Consider the following 17,613-nt stretch of genomic DNA (forward strand, 5'->3'; position numbering starts at 1 on the left):
ACGTTTTAGTAGAACGTTCTACTTATCGTGGGGAAAGTCTGAAAATCGCGCAACTTAATTTTCACATTTCGCCAGAGGGAATAGTGATTATTTGAAGTTGATCGATAATTAACCGTGATGGGTGTGAGGGGATTGTGAGAGAAATTGCCGGGTGGCGGCTTCGCCTTACCCGGCCTACAAATGGAGACAGTACGTAGGCCCGGTAAGTGCAGCGCCACCGGGCATCAGACAGCTCAGGCCGTCACGGTCACGCTCTGTCCTGCGAAGCTCACGGTCTGACCCGCGACAATTTTGCAGCGCTTGCGGGTTTCCACTGCGCCGTCTACTTTTACCTGCCCGTCGGCGATGACGATCTTCGCCTGCGCGCCGCTTTCGCTCCAGCCTTCCAGCTTCAGCAGATCGCACAGCTCAACGTGCGGGTGTTTACCCAAAGAAAAAGTTGCCATGATTACGCGTCCTCTACGTCGTGATACTCCTCGCACGCCTGCAAGGTATTCTGAATCAGTGTTGCGACCGTCATCGGGCCTACGCCGCCCGGGACCGGAGTGATATAGGATGCGCGCGCTGCGGCATCTTCATACACCACGTCGCCGACCACTTTGCCGTTTTCCAGACGGTTAATACCCACGTCCACGACGATTGCGCCCTCTTTGATCCACTCGCCCGGAATAAAGCCCGGCTTGCCGACCGCAACGATCAGCAGATCGGCGTTTTCGACGTGGTGACGCAGGTTTTTAGTGAAGCGGTGGGTAACGGTGGTGGTACAGCCCGCCAGCAGCAGCTCCATGCTCATCGGGCGGCCCACGATGTTGGAGGCGCCAATCACCACGGCGTTGAGGCCGTAGGTATCAATGTTATAACGCTCCAGCAGCGTCACGATGCCGCGCGGGGTGCACGGACGCAGGCGCGGCGCGCGCTGGCACAGTCGGCCTACGTTATACGGATGGAAACCGTCAACGTCTTTGTCCGGCGCGATGCGCTCCAGCACCTTCACGTTGTCAATGCCCGCAGGCAGCGGCAGCTGAACCAGGATGCCGTCGATCTCTTTATCGGCATTCAGGGTGTCGATCAGTTCCAGCAGTTCCGCTTCGCTGGTGGTTTCCGGCAGATCGTAAGAGCGGGAGACGAACCCCACCTCTTCACACGCTTTGCGTTTGCTGCCGACATAAATTTGCGAAGCCGGGTTGCTGCCAACCAGCACAACGGCCAGCCCGGGGGCGCGAAATCCGGCGGCTTTACGCGCCTTCACTTTTTCCGCAACCTCAGAGCGCACCTGCTGCGCAATCGTTTTACCGTCAATAATCTTTGCTGCCATCAGAGAGAAGATTCCGTCTGTAACGTTAGAAAGGAGGGATTGCCTGTATTTTGTCAGAAGCGAGCGCCGCTGTCAGTCACCCTTTACGAGATTTCATCGATGTCCCGCAAAATCCCTTCTCAGGGCATGGTCAATTTCTTAGAGGTGATTAGGATGTGACCTGGCAAAATGGCAGCGTTTTGACATATTACAAAATAAATTCCTGAGCTACTTTGTCCTCTCCGAAATAAGCCTTCAATTTTTTAATTGATCGTATTTCTTATTCCCGAATATGCGCGGGAAGGGTTATTTACATTTTAAAGGAATAGACATGAAACTCAGCAACATTGCTTCTACTGTTATTGCAACTCTGGCCCTGGTCGCGGGTGCCGCTCACGCAGAAGATCCGGTAGCGCCTGTATCTGTAAACGGTGGTACGGTGCATTTTAAAGGTGAATTAGTGAATGCCGCGTGTTCAGTGAATACTGACTCTTCAGAGCAGACGGTTAATCTTGGCCAGTACCGTACCGCGAAATTCACTAAAGTGGGTGACACCACCTCCAATATTCCGTTCACCATCGAACTGAACGACTGCGATCCTGCGGTCGCGAAAACTGCTGCTGTCGCGTTTACCGGCCAGATCGACGCCACCGACAAAACGCTGCTGGCGGTGAGCTCCGGTAACAACGACAACTCTGCGAAGGGCGTGGGTATTGAGATCCTCGACAGCAAATCCTCCACGTTGACCCCGGACGGTGCCACCTTCTCTGCGGCGCAGAACCTGATTGAAGGGACTAACACCCTGAACTTCACCGCGCGCTATAAAGCCACGGCGGCGACCACCGAGCCAGGCCAGGCAAACGCGGATGCAACATTCGTAATGAAATACGAGTAATGCCTGAGTACAGGGATGTGGCTGGCCTCAGGGAAGAGGTCTTTTGATCGCCTATACCGGGAGCGAAGGATGACAAGGACTGGGATACTGCTGTGTGCCCTTGCGATTGCCTCAGCGGTAAACGCACATACCGTGGTCATAGACGGAGGCAAAGTACACCTCAGGGGAGAGCTGGTTAACGGCGGCTGCGCCGTGGCCCCGGACAGCCAGAATATGCGCGTGGATATGGGGCAATACCGCACAAACGCCTTTTCCGGCGTCGGCAGCTTTTCCACGGTTAATGTGCCTTTCACCGTACGTCTGCTGGATTGCAGCGTGGACGTCTCCCGCACCGTGGGGATCCAGTTCCAGGGAGTGACACCGGCAGAAGACCCGCAGGTTTTCCTGGCGACATCGCGGCCGGGGGAAAATGCGGTCAGCAGCGGTGTCGGGCTGGCGCTTTTTGACGAACAGCAACGTCAGATCATCCCGAACGCGACGGCGGTGAGCTGGTTACCCATTGACACCCGCGAGCTGGTATTTCATTTCAGCGCCCGCTACCGGGCAATTTCCGAACACCTTGTACCAGGCACTATTCAGTCGAATGTCTGGTTTACGTTGATTTATCCCTGACGCCTGCGAACTAATTATTAAAGGTACGGTTGTGATGAACACCCTGATTAAACCTGGACTGTTTTTAGCTTTTATTCTGATGATGGTTTCTGCCAGCGCGAATGCGTCCGGCGGGATTGCGCTGGGCGCGACGCGCGTTATTTATCCGGCCGATGCCAAACAAACGTCGCTGGCGATCACCAACAGCAATAAACAAGAGCGCTATTTAATTAACGCGTGGATAGAAAATGCCAACGGGCAAAAGGAAAAAACCTTTGCCGTCACGCCGCCGCTGTTTGTCAGCGAGCCGGCCAGCGAAAACACCCTGCGCATTATCTACGCAGGCCCGGCGCTGCCTGCCGATCGCGAATCACTCTTTTACATGAACGTCAAAGCGATTCCCTCCGTCAGCAAAAAACATCAGGACGGCAACAACGTCCTGCAACTGGCTATTCTGTCACGTATCAAGCTGTTTGTTCGCCCGGCTAACCTGGCGATGCCGCCGGAAGAGGCGCTCTCACAGCTGCGCTTTGAGCGCGTCGGCAACCATCTTAAGGTGAGCAATGCCTCGCCATATTACGTCACGCTGGTCAATCTGAAGCTCGGCGGTCAGACGCTGGATAACCTGATGGTTGCCCCTAAAAGCTCGGCACAGCAGGTGCTGCCTGCCGCTGCGAGCGGCACGCTCTCCTGGCAGAGTGTGAATGACTATGGCGCCATTACGCCGGCGCGTAGCGTCAGCCTGTGAGCAGAGACAGGGCGATGAACACTCAATGGCGTTACTGCCCGGTTGCGCTGGCACTGATGGCAACGCTCTGGCCACTCGCTGGCTGGGGCGAAAGCTACTTTAACCCGGCGTTTCTCTCCGATGACACGGCGAACGTGGCGGATTTGTCGCGTTTTGAAAAAGGCCACCAGCAGGCACCGGGCGTCTATCGCGTCGATATCTGGCGTAACGATGAGTTTATCGGCACGCAGGACGTGCGGTTTGAGCAAGCTGACAACACGCCGCCGGTCGCGGGCGGTTTGTCGCCGTGCATTACGCGCGCGATGCTCGATCGCTTTGGCGTCAATATCGCCGCCTTCCCGGAACTGAGCAACGTGCAGGGCGATACCTGCGTTCCGCTCACCACGGCTATTCCGGGCAGCGAAACGGCGTTCAACTTCGCCTCGTTGCGCCTGAACGTCAGCCTGCCTCAGGTGGCGATGCAAAATAGCGCCCGCGGGTATATTCCGCCTGAACAGTGGGATGAAGGCATCCCCGCCGCGCTGCTGAACTACAGCTTTACCGGCAACCGGGGCAGCGACGACGACAGCTACTATCTGAACCTGCAAAGCGGGTTGAACTATGGCGCCTGGCGATTACGCAATAACGGCGCGTGGCGTTATACCGAAAGCAACGGCCAGCGGCACAGCAGCTGGCAAAATATTGGTACCTGGGCGCAGCGTACGATCATCCCGCTGAAAAGCGAGCTGGTGCTTGGCGACAGCAACACCGGTAACGATGTCTTCGACAGCGTTGGTTTTCGCGGTGGTCGCCTCTATTCGTCCGACAGTATGTACCCGGACAGCCTGCAAGGTTACGCGCCTACCGTGCGCGGAATCGCCCGCACCCCTGCCAAAGTGGTGATCCGCCAGAACGGATACGTGATTTACCAGAGCTATGTGCAGCCGGGGGCTTTTGCGATAACTGATCTTAACCCGACCTCCTCAAGCGGTGACCTGGAGGTGACGGTGGAAGAGAAGGACGGCAGCCAGCAGCGCTACACCGTCCCGTATTCCACCGTTCCGCTGCTCCAGCGTGAAGGACGCTGGAAATACGATCTGGTGGCAGGGGACTATCGCAGCGGCAACAGCGAGCAGGACACGCCGTTCTTTACTCAGGGTACGATGATTGCGGGTCTTGCCGACGGCTACACGCTGTACGGCGGAACGCAGCTGGCCTCGCGCTATACCGCCATCGCCATTGGCGCGGGTAAAAACCTCGGTGACTGGGGGGCGGTTTCACTTGATCTCACCCATGCCCGCAGCCAGCTTGCCGATGACAGCCGCCATGAAGGGCAGTCCCTGCGGTTCCTGTACGCAAAATCCCTTAACGGATTCGGCACCAACTTCCAGCTGCTGGGCTATCGCTACTCGACCAAAGGCTTCTACACCCTCGACGATGTGGCCTGGCGCACAATGGAAGGCTACCAGTATGGCGACGATCAGGACGATGACGGCGTGCCGGACGTGCAGAGCTATCACAACCTGACGCTGAATAAAAAAGGGCGTTTCCAGCTCAATATCTCCCAGTCTCTCGGCGATTACGGCTCGGTGTACGTGTCGGGCAGCCAGCAGAGTTACTGGGGCACCAGCGAATCCAACGTCTGGTATCAGCTTGGCTACGCGGGCGGGGTGAAAGGGGTCAGCTACGCCTTATCCTGGTCGTGGAACAAGGCCGTCGGCATTGACGGAACCGACCGGATCGCCTCGTTCAACGTCTCCGTCCCGTTCAGCCTGTTCACCCGTCACGGCTACCGTCGCGATAACGCGATCGACCGGGCCTATGCCACAGCCTCTGCCAGCCGTAACAGCGACGGTGATACCAGCTGGCAGACCGGTATCAGCGGAACGCTGCTCCAGGATCGTAACCTGAACTACAGCGTCACGCAGGGTCACACCAGCAATAACGGTGCCAGCGGCAGCGTCAGCGCTAACTGGCAGGCGACGTACGGCACGCTGGGCGTGGGCTACAACTACGCCCGGGATCAGCACGACCTCAACTGGCAGCTCTCCGGCGGCGTGGTAGGGCATTCAGACGGCATCACATTCAGTCAGCCGCTGGGCGATACCAACGTCTTGATCAAAGCGCCGGGCGCGTCAGGCGTGAGCGTCGAAAACCAGACCGGCGTCAAAACAGACTGGCGTGGCTATGCGGTGATGCCGTACGCCACGGTGTACCGTTACAACCGCGTGGCGCTCGACACCAACACCATGAGCAACAACACCGACATTGAAAATAACGTTTCCAGTGTCGTGCCGACGAACGGTGCGCTGGTGCGCGCCAGTTTTGACACCCGCATCGGCGTGCGTGCGCTGCTCACCGTGAAGCGTGATAACCAGCCTGTACCGTTTGGGGCGGTGGTACGCGAGACGCAGAGCGGCGTAACCAGCATGGTGGGAGATGACGGTCAGATTTACCTGAGCGGGCTGCCGCTGAGCGGAGAACTGCTGATTCAGTGGGGAGACGGGAAACAGTCCCAGTGTCGTGCGCCCTACAGCCTGCCAGAACAAAGCCTGCAACAGGCGATCACACTTAAGGGGATCCGCTGTGAATAAAATCCATTATCTGGGGCTATCCCTGCTGGCGTTTTTTCCGCTATCTGAGGCCTTCGCCACGGTCTGCGTCAATGAAAATGGCGTGCCGACGGAGGTGTATTACGACCTGACGGATAAATTTAACAGCTCCAATAACCAGGTGGGGCAGATTGTCACGCTCAGCGAGAAGTCCCAGTGGGTGGGCGTCAACGCCGTCTGCCCTAAGGGAACGTCCGGGAACACCACCAAGCGCAGCTATGTTACCGATTTCCCTGTTACGGGCACCAGCGATGGCTACCAGTATCTGAAGCTAAACGACTATCTGGACGGGGCGATGAAAATTACCGACAGCTACGCTGGCACGTTTTATCCGCCCAAAAGCTACATCCAGATGGGGAGCCACCCGAATGTGTCTAAAAACAAACCGTTTGGCGTACAGGATTCCAGCCTCGTCTTCCGGCTTAAAGTGACCCGACGCTTTATCAATATGGTGGTGATCCCTCGGGCGACCATGTTCCGGGTTTACGTCACCACGACCTCCTCGGATCCGCTCACCACGCCGGTTTATACCATCAGCTACAGCGGGACTATTCAGGTGCCTCAGAGCTGTGAAATTAATGCCGGGAATGTGGTGGAGTTCGATTTCGGAGACATCGGCGCCTCCCTGTTCAGTAAAGCAGGCATCGGGAATAAGCCGGAGGGGATCTCAGCGCAAAGCAAAACCATCGGCATCAAATGCACCAACGTCGAGGCGAACGCCATGCTCACGATGCGTGTTGAAGCGGAGAAGGTTTCAGGCAGTGCGCTGGTTTCCGATAACGCGGATGTGGGTTTTGTGATTGCCAACAGTAATGGCGTGCCGCTGACGCCCAACAACCTGACCAGCAAAATCCCGTTCCGTCTGGACGACAGCGCTCAGGCGCAGGTGGGGATCCGCGCGTGGCCCGTCAGCGTAACCGGTAAAAAACCTGCCGAGGGGCGTTTTACCTCTCGCGGCTATTTACGCGTCGACTACGACTAAGGAGCAGGTATGCGAAACGGAATGCGGTATTTAGCCGTCGCGCTCTTTGCGCTTTGCTCCCCTGCACACGCAGAGACGGCGCTTGGGGAAATTAACATTCAGCTCTACGGCAATATCGTGGATTTTACCTGCGTGGCGGAGGGGGACGACAGCAATAAAACCGTCACGCTCGGCACCTGGCCCACGAAACAGCTTCGCACAACGGGGAGCCGGACGCAGCCTGTACCGTTCACCCTGAAGCTGACCGGATGTCCGCCGGGGGCGGCTTCGGTCACATTTACGGGGAAGATGGACGGGCATGATAATAGCCTGCTGGCGCTGAATGATGCCAGCGCGGCCAGCAACGTGGCCGTGGAGATCCTCGACCGGGATAAAACGCGCCTCGCGTTGCAGCAGACCAGCCAGACGGTGGCGGTAGATGCGCAGGGAAATGCCGAACTGTCGTTTTATGCCAATTATATCGCCACGGCGGATAACCCGCAGCCGGGACGGGCTGACGCCGATGCAACTTTCATGATTAATTATAATTAATCGTATCCACTCTCCCTGTAACGGTTATATGTTGCAGGGAGAGGGTAGGATTATAGTAATTCGTGCGCTTTCGCGTAATCAATTAATTCAACGATACTTTGCACGCCCAGCTTGGAAAAGATATTAGACTTATGGGCGCTAATTGTTTTGTTGCTAAGTAATAATTGATCCGCAATCTCCTTATTAGATAATCCGTTCGCCAGATATCGCAGAACCGTCACTTCACGATTCGATAATGGCATATCCACGGCGGCGCCCGTCCGCGAGCCCAGGTGGTTTATAAAACTCAATGTTTCTGAGGGGAAGAAGGAATAGCCCGTCAGGATCATTTCCACCGCGTTATAAATTTCCCCCAGATCTTTTCGCTTACTGACAAAACCATTTGCCCCGGCGCGGATGGCGCGTCCTGCGTAGAAGGCTTCAGATTTCGAAGAGAGGAAAAGAACCTTAATGTCTTTATTTAAGTTCCTGATTCTTTTCAGTAATACGAACCCATCCGTGCCCGTCATTTCAATATCGAGAATGACCAGGTCAATGGGGTGGTTGCGTATACAGTCAAGCACCTCGTGGCTGTCGCCTGACTTCAGTTTGACCTGGATGTTTTTATTTTTCTGTAGCAGGACTTCTATCGACATTCTGACGATAGGGTGTTCGTCCATAATGATAACGGATGCCGGTTTCATTTTTTATGCCTCAGATTGTTAAAAGCGTTATGCTGAGTTTTGTTAAAACTCTCGAAAAGCCGGAAGGATAATTGCGCAGATCCTTGTACGGTAAATGTCCCTGGGAAGAGCGAAAGCATCCTTGTTTACGTAGTGGTGATATCAATGCCTCAGCGCAGTTATCTCATAAGGCTGGTTATGGCAAAATGATTTTTCTTATTCGCGTGTCAAACACGTCTTATTATACCGTTTAAGTATTGTCCGAAAAGCCTGTAAATTAATATCCATATATTGCTGATTATTATGTTCTGGATCTGAATCACTAACTTTTTAAAATTAGCAAAAATGTCCTGATATTGCATTTACCACACACTTTCATCTTTATGTAATAACAAAAAATAAACGATTTTACTGTATGTTAAATGAATGTTAACAGCGAGCAGGCTGTGACAACCAGCATCCCGCCTGCCTGCCATCCCTAAAATCCGCCATTTCGTGCGTCATCTCTCCGTTTCAAACGCCTCCTGGCAAATTGCCGTTCCCAACAACAGAACAGTACTATCTGCTGTTTTCTTCACCTCTCATCGCATTCTTTTACAGGTGAATCGCTTGTTTTTACACCATTATCATCCTGTTAACTGAAGCGCCAGAACCTTAACGCATGGATAAAATCACTCTCGTTGAGCGTACCGGCAGCATTTCGCATGGTTTAAGACCTGGAATTAGGAATAGTTATAAAATCGAAAGTTTTGTTAAAAAACACAAAAATTTAACATACATCCTAAGTAATTTCCTAAAGGTCTTTAGGAATTAAGAAGTTACTGAATACGTTAATACGTGAAATCTGAGAGGTTGTTGAGAAGATGTAGCAACTCATGACGATGATTCAGCCCAAGTTTCGCCAGGATGCAGCTGAGACGGTAAATAATGCGGCTGTAGGGGCGGTTCTGTAACTGCGCGATCTGCCGCAAGGAGCTCCCCTGCGACAGCGCCTGTAAGATCGGCCATTCATCCCGTGAAAACCACTCTTTGCGGTTGCCGGCCGGTGACGGTGCTTCCAGCAAGGTTTGTTGCATAGCCAGCGCCGTTAGCTGGCGTTCAAGCACATGAAAAGGGCCAGCCGCTTTACAAAACAGGCGAGCATCATAATCATCGGCGCGGACGAGCAGGTAGGGTGTCAGGTAGGGGGCGAACAGGCTGTGGCGGCGTAATCGGTCCAGCAGGTCGATGAGCGGCGAGGCGCGGCTCTCAATGTCTATTACCAGACGCGATGAAGGCCAGTGATTTAAATCACTGAGGGCGGCTTCCAGCGTGGAATAGTCGCAGCAATTGCTCAGGGGCGACTGCCCGCTCAGTAAACCGGAACGGAAAAAATTATCCTGTGTGACCAGAATGATAAAGGGAGCATCGGTTTTGCGGGTCTGGTTGATTGACTGGCTCAAATATTCGAGACGATCAAAAAATGGGAGAGCAAAAGGCGAGTGCGTAGAACCCAGTGAATCACTTCCTGTCCGACGACGCCGGTAACGGCGCACTGTCATTCGCATAGCTTCCCTCTTGGCGATGACCGTTCAGTCCTCCTGCCATCTCCAGGATGGCCAATAATATCCCTGACCGAAGCGCGCGCCAGCATGAAGCGCGCAAGTACGGTCCCGTTCTGTTTCAATGCCTTCAATAAGCACATTCGCAGCGATTTTTGAACAAAGGGTGACCAGCTGTGTCAGCGCCTGCGTTTCACGTAAACGCCAGAAAGCGATCTTATCGATTTTTATTCCGCTTAATGGCAGGCGGCAGGATAAAAATGCTTGTCCTGACGCTTCATCAATATCATCCAGCCAGATCCGGTGTCCTCGCGCGGTCAACTGCTGAAGCGCACAACTCACCCTCAGACGCGCCGGGTCTGAGAGTGTAAAGAACGAGGCAGGCTCCACGAGTTCAATGTTCAGCGGTGGGCTGTTAAGTTGCAGTAAACGCTGGAACATTTCCGGTATGGTCAGAACGGTTATCGGCAAATTTATGAAAAGGTTGTCACAGGGGAAGGGGTTTTTTAACGCGGCGATCTGTGCTTCCAGCAGCATAAGCGCCCGGGCGGCGGACCAGTCCTGGAAAAAGCTTTCGCTTTGCTGATGCGGCGACAGCACGCTGAGCACTTCGGCCCCCACCGTGTGCGAAGAGGAGAGGGCGACAATGGGTTCAAGCTTGATGCCTGTAATATCGTGTGAGATGTGCTGCACGCACGAGGGGAAACCTGTCTGGTCTGGCGCTGTCACTCCGTCGTCCTGTTCACTTCCAGCCTCCAGGCGGCCGGGTTACCGCAGGACAGTGTGAAGGTGAAGTAAACAGGAAAACAGCAGGCGTTACTTAAAAGCGGCTAAGCCTTTTCGCAGCCCGTAAAAGAGGGATAAATGTTGAAAAAACAGCCGTATTTACAATCAGCTAGTGATTATCGCCAGAGAAGGCGGAAAAGGCATTGACTCACTACGCATTGACCGTATAATTCCAGGCGTTTCACCACCGCGAAGTACACTCTTCTCCGTGCGCCCTTAGCTCAGTTGGATAGAGCAACGGCCTTCTAAGCCGTAGGTCGTAGGTTCGAATCCTACAGGGCGTGCCATTAAATTTCACAGATTGCCGCCTGCGTGACGCCCTGCTGATTTTCCCCATGAAACACCCATTCCGAAAGTAGCGTTAACGCACATTTTTCACAGCACAATTGACTGTTATAACAGTATTTTTTTTACACTGTGGCAATTTTGCTATTCCTCTACCATGCTCATATCACCTCACTCTTACTCGTGGGGCTTTTTGTAGTTGCTGATTAATCTCAAGGAAAAAGGTTATGAAAAAAACGACTGCTATTTTGATGGGCGCTGCATTTCTGTTTACCACCAATACCTTTGCGGCTGAACTGCTGACGAAAAACGAGTTTGAGAAAGTGGAATCACAGTATGAAAAAATCGGTACGGTTAGCACTTCCAATGAAGTCTCGGTAGACGACGCGAAAAAAGAGCTGATCGAGAAAGCCGATAAAGAAGGTGCTGATGTTCTGGTGCTGACTTCCGGTAATACCAACAACAAAATTCACGGTACCGCCGATATTTTCAAGAAAAAATAATGCCTTAGCAACCACCCCTGTTTCGGGGTGGTTGCGCGCCATATCTCCCGCCAGCCTTGTTTCTTGTCTCTTCTCGCTCAGAGATGTCCGTTGACACTTGATTACGTATTCATAATGCGTATAGTTCTCATTTGCATTTCTTTTAATAACTTTTAAGGCCCGACAACGGGTCATTTTTGCGCGCACGTTAAGAGCTCATTATGAACAACACCACAATGCACAAAACGCTGCTGGCGATTGCCATCGGCGCGGTTACACACTCCGCCTTTGCGGCGGATGAGAAAAAAGAGGACACCATCGTGGTCCAGTCCACGGCGGGGAGTGATTTCAAACCCGGTGGTGACCAGCTGCTTCCGGCCTTCCTCGACGGCCAGGTGGCGAACGGCGGGCGCATGGGGATGCTCGGTCAGCAGAACGCCATGGACGTGCCGTTCAACATCATCAGCTACACCTCGAAGCTGGTGGAAGATCAGCAGGCAAAAACCATTGCTGACGTGGTTGCCAACGACGCGGGCGTGCAATTCGTTCAGGGTTACGGCAACAGCGCGGAAACCTTCCGCATTCGCGGCCTGAAGTTTGACGGCGACGATATGACCTTTGGCGGATTGTCCGGGGTGCTGCCGCGTCAGGTGGTGGATGCCCAGATGGTTGACCGCATCGAGATCTTCAAAGGGGCCAACTCCCTGATGAACGGCGCCGCAAGCTCCGGCGTGGGCGGGATGATCAACCTTGAGCCTAAACACGCGGGCGACACCCCGCAGGCGAAAGTGGGCGTTGACTACACCTCGGATTCCCAGATTGGCACCACGCTGGATGCGGGTCGTCGCTTTGGCGATAACGACCAGTTTGGCGCGCGCGTGAACCTCGTGCATCGCGAAGGGGAAACCGGCGTGCCGAACGACCGCCGCCGCACCACGCTGCTCTCCACCGGCCTGGATTACAAAGGCGACCGCTTCCGCACCTCGCTGGACCTGGGCTACCAGAAAAAAACCTTCCACGGCAGCCCAACCAGCGTCAACATCTCGGCGGTGGACTTTGTGCCTGAGCCGCCGAAGAACGATCGCAACTTCTCGCAGAAGTGGGCCTACAGCGATATCGAAAACGAGTTCGGGATGTGGCGCAGCGAGTATGACATCACCGATAGCTGGACGGCATATACCGGTCTCGGCGCGCAGCACGCGCACGAAGAAGGGATCTACAGCGCGCCGAAGCTCCTCGATAAGAGCGGTAATGCGACGGTCAGCCGCCTTGATACCAACCGCATCAGCGATTCCGTCAGCGGCATGGCGGGCATTCGCGGTAACTTCACTACCGGCTTCGTCTCGCACAAGGTCAACGTCGGGTATTCGGCGATGACCAAAAACGAAAAAATCGCGTGGAAAATGTCGGCCGCGGCGGATAATCCGACCACCAACATCTACCACAACACCGGCGTGGCTATGCCGGACAGCAGCAACTTCAGCGGCTCAGGCGGCAAATACAGCGATCCGCTGACCAGCGGGCGCACCCGCACGCAGGGCTGGCTGCTGAGTGATACCCTGGGCGTGCTGGACGACAAGCTGCTGTTCACCGCAGGCGCGCGTCATCAGAAAGTTGTCATCCGCGGGTACAACAAAATCACCGGCGCGGAAAACGACGCGGACGGTTTCGACGGCAGCCGCTGGATGCCAACCTACGGCGTAGTCTATAAACCGTGGGAGGAAATTTCCCTCTACGCCAACCACACCGAGGCGTTACAGCCCGGTGAAACTGCGCCGAACACTGCTACTAACTACGGCCAGAGCACCGGTATCGTGCACTCTAAGCAGAACGAAGTGGGCGTAAAGGCGGACTTTGGCCGCGTGGGCGGCTCCCTGGCGCTGTTTGAGATCAAAATGCCGTCGGCGATCCTTGACGACAGCGGTCACTACGGCCTGGATGCAGAACAGCGTAACCGCGGCGTGGAGCTGAACGTCTTCGGCGAGCCAATGCTTGGGATGCGTCTGAATGCCAGCGCCACCTGGTTGCAGGCTGAGCTGACCAAAACCAAAAACGGCGTCAATCAGGGCAACGATGCGATCGGTATTCCGAGCTTCTACGCCGTGCTGGGCGCAGAGTACGATATCAAGCCGATTGAAGGCCTGACGGCGACCGCACGCGTTAACCACTCCGGCACGCAGTATGCCGATCTTGCGAACACCAAAAAGCTGGACAGCTACACCACGCTGGATCTGGGCATGCGCTATCGCTTCGCGGTGAACCACAATGAAAACCAGATGACCGTGCGGGCAGGCATCGACAACGTGACCAACGAGAACTACTGGTCAAGCGTGGACGATTCCGGTACTTACATCACTCAGGGCGAGCCGCGTACCTTTAAGGTCTCGGTTGGCTACGAGTTCTAAGCGTTCCACCTCGTTATCCGGGGCAGGGACGCCCCAATCCCTTCGTTGTCGTGTTATAAAATTGTAATAAAAGCTTCTTACACTGGTCGCCACATCCTTACCTCTTGGCCAATGACAGGAAGCCGCTATGGGCAGACCCCTCAAATCCGTATTTAAAAAAGAACATCGCGACGATATCAGTAACCGCAGCGCTAACCCGGTATTCTCCGAGGTTGCAGAGGTGTTCCTCTCCCGCCGCCGTTTTCTCCAGATGGGGGCCGTAGCGGGGGCCGCCGTATCATTCCCGTATCTGATCACACCCGAAAATGCCATTGCCGCGGTATCGAAGCCTTCCGCGCTGGCAAAAGCAGTTTCCCTGGGCTTTACCAGCATCGACGTCTCCACGGAAGACACGGTCAGGGTGCCAGAAGGCTATATTGCCCGCCCGTTCTATCGCTGGGGTGATCCGACGGGGATCAAAGACAACATGCCGGCATTTAAGCCGGACGCCAGCAATACCACAGACGAACAGGCTGTGCAGGCGGGCATGCACCACGACGGCATGGCGTGGTTTAGTCTGCCGCAGGGGGCGCAAAACCCGGAGCATGGCCTGCTGGCGCTGAACCATGAATACATCGATAACGGGATGCTGTTTACCGACGGTACGGCGAACTGGAGCCTCGACAAAGCCCGCAAGGGGCAGAACGCGATGGGCGTGTCGGTGGTGGAAGTGAAAAAAACGGGCTGCGGCTGGGAGGTGGTGCGTCCGTCTTCCTTCGCCCGGCGTATTACCGTCAATACGCCGATGCAGCTTACCGGCCCGGCGCGGCATCAGGATTTAATGAAAACCGCCGCCGATCCGCAGGGGGAACGCGTTCTGGGCACCATGCAGAACTGCGCCAACGGCCACACGCCGTGGGGCACCTATCTCACCTGCGAGGAGAACTGGTCGGACATTTTTGTGAAAAAAGCCGATCTCAAACCGCTGGAAAAACGCTACGGCATCAGCGACAGCGATGAGTCCTATCGCTGGAACGAGGTGGATGAGCGGTTCAGCGTCGATAAAACCCCTAACGAACCCAACCGTTTCGGCTGGGTGGTGGAGATCGATCCCTACAACCCGACCTCCACGCCTCGCAAGCACACCGCGCTGGGCCGCTTCAAGCATGAGGGGGCAGCCGTCACGCTCGCCGCCGATAATTGCGTGGTGGTCTACATGGGCGACGACCAGAAGTTTGAGTACATCTATAAGTTTGTCTCCGACAAAAAATACGATCCCGCGAACCGGGAAGCCAATATGCAGCTGCTGACGTCCGGCACGCTGTACGTCGCCAGGTTCAACCAGGACGGAAGCGGCGACTGGCTGCCGCTGATCTTCGGGCAAAATGGCCTGGATAAAAGCAACGGGTTTGAAAGCCAGGGCGATCTGCTGATCAAAACCCGCCTGGCGGCCGACGCGGTGGGGGCAACGAAAATGGATCGTCCCGAGTGGATTGCCGTCGATCCGCACGCCAGCGGCAGCGTCTACTGTACGCTCACCAACAACAGCGATCGCGGGAAGGAGGGGAAGGCGCCGGTCGATGCCGCTAACCCGCGCGCCAACAACGTGTTTGGTCACATCATGCACTGGCACGAAGAGGGTGCCGATCCTGCCGCCGCACGCTTTAAGTGGGATATTCTGGTTATGGCCGGGCGTACCGACGGCGACGATCCGAAGGCCAAAGGCTCCATGCAGGGCGCGGCATTCGGCAGCCCGGATGGGTTGTCGTTCGATCACCAGGGCGTCCTGTGGATCCAGACCGACGTCTCCTCCAGCACCATCAATAAGAAAGCGTACGAGGGGATGGGCAATAACCAGATGGTCGCCACCATTCCGGGCACCAACGAGTATCGCCGTTTTCTGACCGGGCCGCGCGGATGTGAAATCACCGGCATTGCGTTTACGCCGGACAACCGCACGCTGTTTATCAACATTCAGCATCCGGGGGAGGGCGGGGATGATATTACCGACCCGGCCAATCCGCGCGCTGTTTCCAACTGGCCAGACGCCAGCCCGAACGGGCGTCCGCGATCGTCAACGGTGGTGATTACCAAAGCGGACGGCGGGATCATCGGGTCGTGACGTTTATCCGCCGGGCGCATGCGCTGGCCCGGCGTTAAGCTTGCTACCACCAGCATGAAGTGTTAAAACGTGCCCCTTCTAAAAAAGAGACAGGGGTAGGGCGTGAAAGACGCGTCATCCGCTTCAGGCCGTGGTAGCGCTGAAGCTTCGTCGGATCAGAGTCCGACGCTGCAACGTGGTTTGCAAAATCGACATATTCAGTTAATTGCCCTCGGCGGCGCGATCGGTACCGGGCTGTTTCTCGGCATCGGCCCCGCCATTCAAATGGCTGGCCCGGCGGTTCTGCTGGGTTACGCTATCGCCGGGATTATTGCCTTCCTGATCATGCGCCAGCTCGGCGAGATGGTCGTTGAAGAGCCGGTGTCCGGCTCCTTCGCACACTTTGCCTATAAATACTGGGGGCCGTTCGCAGGCTTCCTCTCCGGCTGGAACTACTGGGTGATGTTCGTGCTGGTGGGCATGGCAGAGCTGACCGCCGCCGGCATCTATATGCAGTACTGGCTCCCGGACGTGCCAACGTGGATTTGGGCCGCGGCCTTCTTCATCATCATTAACGCCGTTAACCTTGTGAACGTGCGCCTGTATGGCGAGACCGAGTTCTGGTTTGCGCTGATCAAGGTGCTGGCGATTATTGGCATGATCGGCTTTGGCCTGTGGCTGCTGTTCTCCGGTCACGGCGGCGAGCGTGCAAGCATCGACAACCTGTGGCAGCACGGCGGCTTTCTGGCGACCGGCTGGAAAGGGCTGATCCTGTCGCTGGCGGTCATTATGTTCTCCTTCGGCGGGCTGGAGCTGATTGGCATCACCGCGGCTGAAGCGCGCGATCCGCACAAAAGCATTCCGAAAGCGGTCAACCAGGTGGTGTACCGTATCCTGCTGTTCTATATCGGCTCGCTGGTGGTGCTGCTGGCGCTCTATCCGTGGGTAGAAGTGAAATCTGACAGTAGCCCGTTCGTGATGATCTTCCACGATTTGAACAGCAACGTGGTGGCTTCGGCGCTCAACTTCGTCATTCTCGTGGCGTCATTGTCGGTTTACAACAGCGGGGTTTACTCCAACAGCCGCATGCTGTTTGGCCTCTCCGTACAGGGCAACGCGCCGAAGTTCCTCACCCGCGTCAGCCGTCGCGGCGTGCCGATCAATTCGCTGTTCCTTTCTGGCGCTATCACCTCGCTGGTGGTGCTGATCAACTATCTGCTGCCGAAAGAGGCGTTTGGCCTGCTGATGGCGCTGGTTGTCGCCACGCTGCTGCTGAACTGGATCATGATCTGCCTGGCGCACTTGCGCTTCCGGGCGGCGATGCGCCGCAAGGGGCGCGAGACGCAGTTCAAGGCGCTGCTCTACCCGGCGGGGAACTACCTCTGTATCGCTTTCCTCGGGCTGATTCTGGTGCTGATGTGCACCATGGATGAGATGCGCCTGTCAGCGATGCTGCTGCCGGTGTGGGTGGTGTTCCTGTTTATTGCGTTTAAGCTCTCACGTAAAAAGTAGCGCGGTTTTCTCCCTCTCCCTGTGGGAGAGGGCCGGGGCGAGGGCACCAGACCGCACCAAACCAGACCGCACCACACTGCCCGCCTTCACGCCCGGTGGCGCTGCGCTTACCGGGCCTACATGTTCGGAGGCCGGGTAAGGCGCAGCCGTCACCCGGCACCTCCCCTTCACCTTTATCGTGACTCCCCTCCCAATTCTGTTTTGATCCACAGGATCTTTGTTTTGTAA

15 protein-coding genes and 1 tRNA gene are annotated in these 17,613 nt (G+C 55.7%); 11 read left to right on the top strand and 5 right to left on the bottom strand.

The annotated features are described in order from the left end of the window. Window positions 1-233: 233 nt before the first annotated feature. Entirely contained in the window at window positions 234-446 is a 213-nt protein-coding gene (gene ybcJ, locus RS584_RS05395) for a ribosome-associated protein YbcJ (RefSeq protein WP_017694378.1), read from the bottom strand. Between the two features lie 2 nt (window positions 447-448). Next, a complete protein-coding gene (gene folD, locus RS584_RS05400; RefSeq protein WP_006809817.1) occupies window positions 449-1,315 on the bottom strand; it encodes a bifunctional methylenetetrahydrofolate dehydrogenase/methenyltetrahydrofolate cyclohydrolase FolD in 867 nt (288 codons plus the stop codon). A 310-nt stretch (window positions 1,316-1,625) separates the two neighbouring features. On the opposite strand from folD, the gene fimA reads away from it, so the two are divergent. From fimA to sfmF, 6 genes are all read left to right on the top strand, one after another. Next, a complete protein-coding gene (gene fimA, locus RS584_RS05405; RefSeq protein WP_003858911.1) occupies window positions 1,626-2,189 on the top strand; it encodes a type 1 fimbrial major subunit FimA in 564 nt (187 codons plus the stop codon). 69 nt (window positions 2,190-2,258) lie between these two features. Continuing rightward, window positions 2,259-2,801, top strand: coding sequence for a type 1 fimbrial protein subunit FimI (gene fimI / locus RS584_RS05410; RefSeq protein WP_017383235.1), 543 nt, complete (start codon window positions 2,259-2,261; stop codon window positions 2,799-2,801). 34 nt (window positions 2,802-2,835) lie between these two features. Then, window positions 2,836-3,528 carry a type 1 fimbria chaperone FimC gene (fimC, locus tag RS584_RS05415; RefSeq protein ID WP_015571222.1) on the top strand — a complete coding sequence of 231 codons (693 nt, stop codon included), beginning with the start codon at window positions 2,836-2,838 and terminating at the stop codon, window positions 3,526-3,528. A gap of 14 nt (window positions 3,529-3,542) precedes the next feature. Continuing rightward, window positions 3,543-6,101: a fimbrial biogenesis usher protein gene (locus RS584_RS05420; RefSeq protein WP_315749057.1), complete on the top strand. Its 2,559-nt coding sequence runs from the start codon at window positions 3,543-3,545 to the stop codon at window positions 6,099-6,101. Then, the gene (gene fimH / locus RS584_RS05425; protein ID WP_047063265.1) at window positions 6,094-7,101 is read left to right on the top strand and encodes a type 1 fimbria D-mannose specific adhesin FimH; all 1,008 of its coding nucleotides are present in this window, start codon (window positions 6,094-6,096) and stop codon (window positions 7,099-7,101) included. Before RS584_RS05420 ends, fimH begins: the two co-directional genes overlap by 8 nt. A 9-nt stretch (window positions 7,102-7,110) precedes the next feature. Next, on the top strand, window positions 7,111-7,632 hold the full coding sequence (gene sfmF, locus RS584_RS05430) for a fimbria assembly protein (RefSeq protein WP_017383239.1): 522 nt from the start codon (window positions 7,111-7,113) through the stop codon (window positions 7,630-7,632). Window positions 7,633-7,682: 50 nt separating this feature from the next. Here the strand turns inward: sfmF and fimZ are convergent, their stop codons facing one another. From fimZ to RS584_RS05445, 3 genes are all read right to left on the bottom strand, one after another. Next, entirely contained in the window at window positions 7,683-8,315 is a 633-nt protein-coding gene (fimZ, locus tag RS584_RS05435) for a fimbria biosynthesis transcriptional regulator FimZ (protein ID WP_003858901.1), read from the bottom strand. An 809-nt stretch (window positions 8,316-9,124) separates the two neighbouring features. Beyond that, entirely contained in the window at window positions 9,125-9,841 is a 717-nt protein-coding gene (locus RS584_RS05440) for a response regulator transcription factor (RefSeq protein WP_017383240.1), read from the bottom strand. Window positions 9,842-9,865: 24 nt separating this feature from the next. Beyond that, on the bottom strand, window positions 9,866-10,528 hold the full coding sequence (locus RS584_RS05445; RefSeq protein ID WP_182384767.1) for an EAL domain-containing protein: 663 nt from the start codon (window positions 10,526-10,528) through the stop codon (window positions 9,866-9,868). Between the two features lie 303 nt (window positions 10,529-10,831). Here RS584_RS05445 and RS584_RS05450 point away from each other — a divergent pair. From RS584_RS05450 to pheP, 5 genes are all read left to right on the top strand, one after another. Then, window positions 10,832-10,908, top strand: a tRNA-Arg gene (locus RS584_RS05450). Between the two features lie 225 nt (window positions 10,909-11,133). Next, complete coding sequence (yahO, locus tag RS584_RS05455; RefSeq protein WP_015571217.1) at window positions 11,134-11,409, top strand: DUF1471 family periplasmic protein YahO; 276 nt, start codon at window positions 11,134-11,136, stop codon at window positions 11,407-11,409. A gap of 200 nt (window positions 11,410-11,609) precedes the next feature. After that, the gene (locus RS584_RS05460) at window positions 11,610-13,793 is read left to right on the top strand and encodes a TonB-dependent receptor (RefSeq protein ID WP_023296057.1); all 2,184 of its coding nucleotides are present in this window, start codon (window positions 11,610-11,612) and stop codon (window positions 13,791-13,793) included. 127 nt (window positions 13,794-13,920) lie between these two features. Further along, window positions 13,921-15,894, top strand: a complete 1,974-nt coding sequence (locus RS584_RS05465; protein WP_315749058.1) for a PhoX family phosphatase — start codon at window positions 13,921-13,923, stop codon at window positions 15,892-15,894. Between the two features lie 102 nt (window positions 15,895-15,996). Continuing rightward, window positions 15,997-17,385: a phenylalanine transporter gene (gene pheP / locus RS584_RS05470; protein WP_252010907.1), complete on the top strand. Its 1,389-nt coding sequence runs from the start codon at window positions 15,997-15,999 to the stop codon at window positions 17,383-17,385. Window positions 17,386-17,613: the final 228 nt, after the last annotated feature.

This window comes from Enterobacter sp. DTU_2021_1002640_1_SI_PRY_ASU_LCPMC_013 (assembly GCF_032389435.1).
In the GTDB taxonomy this organism is placed as follows: Bacteria; Pseudomonadota; Gammaproteobacteria; order Enterobacterales; family Enterobacteriaceae; genus Enterobacter; species Enterobacter hormaechei_C.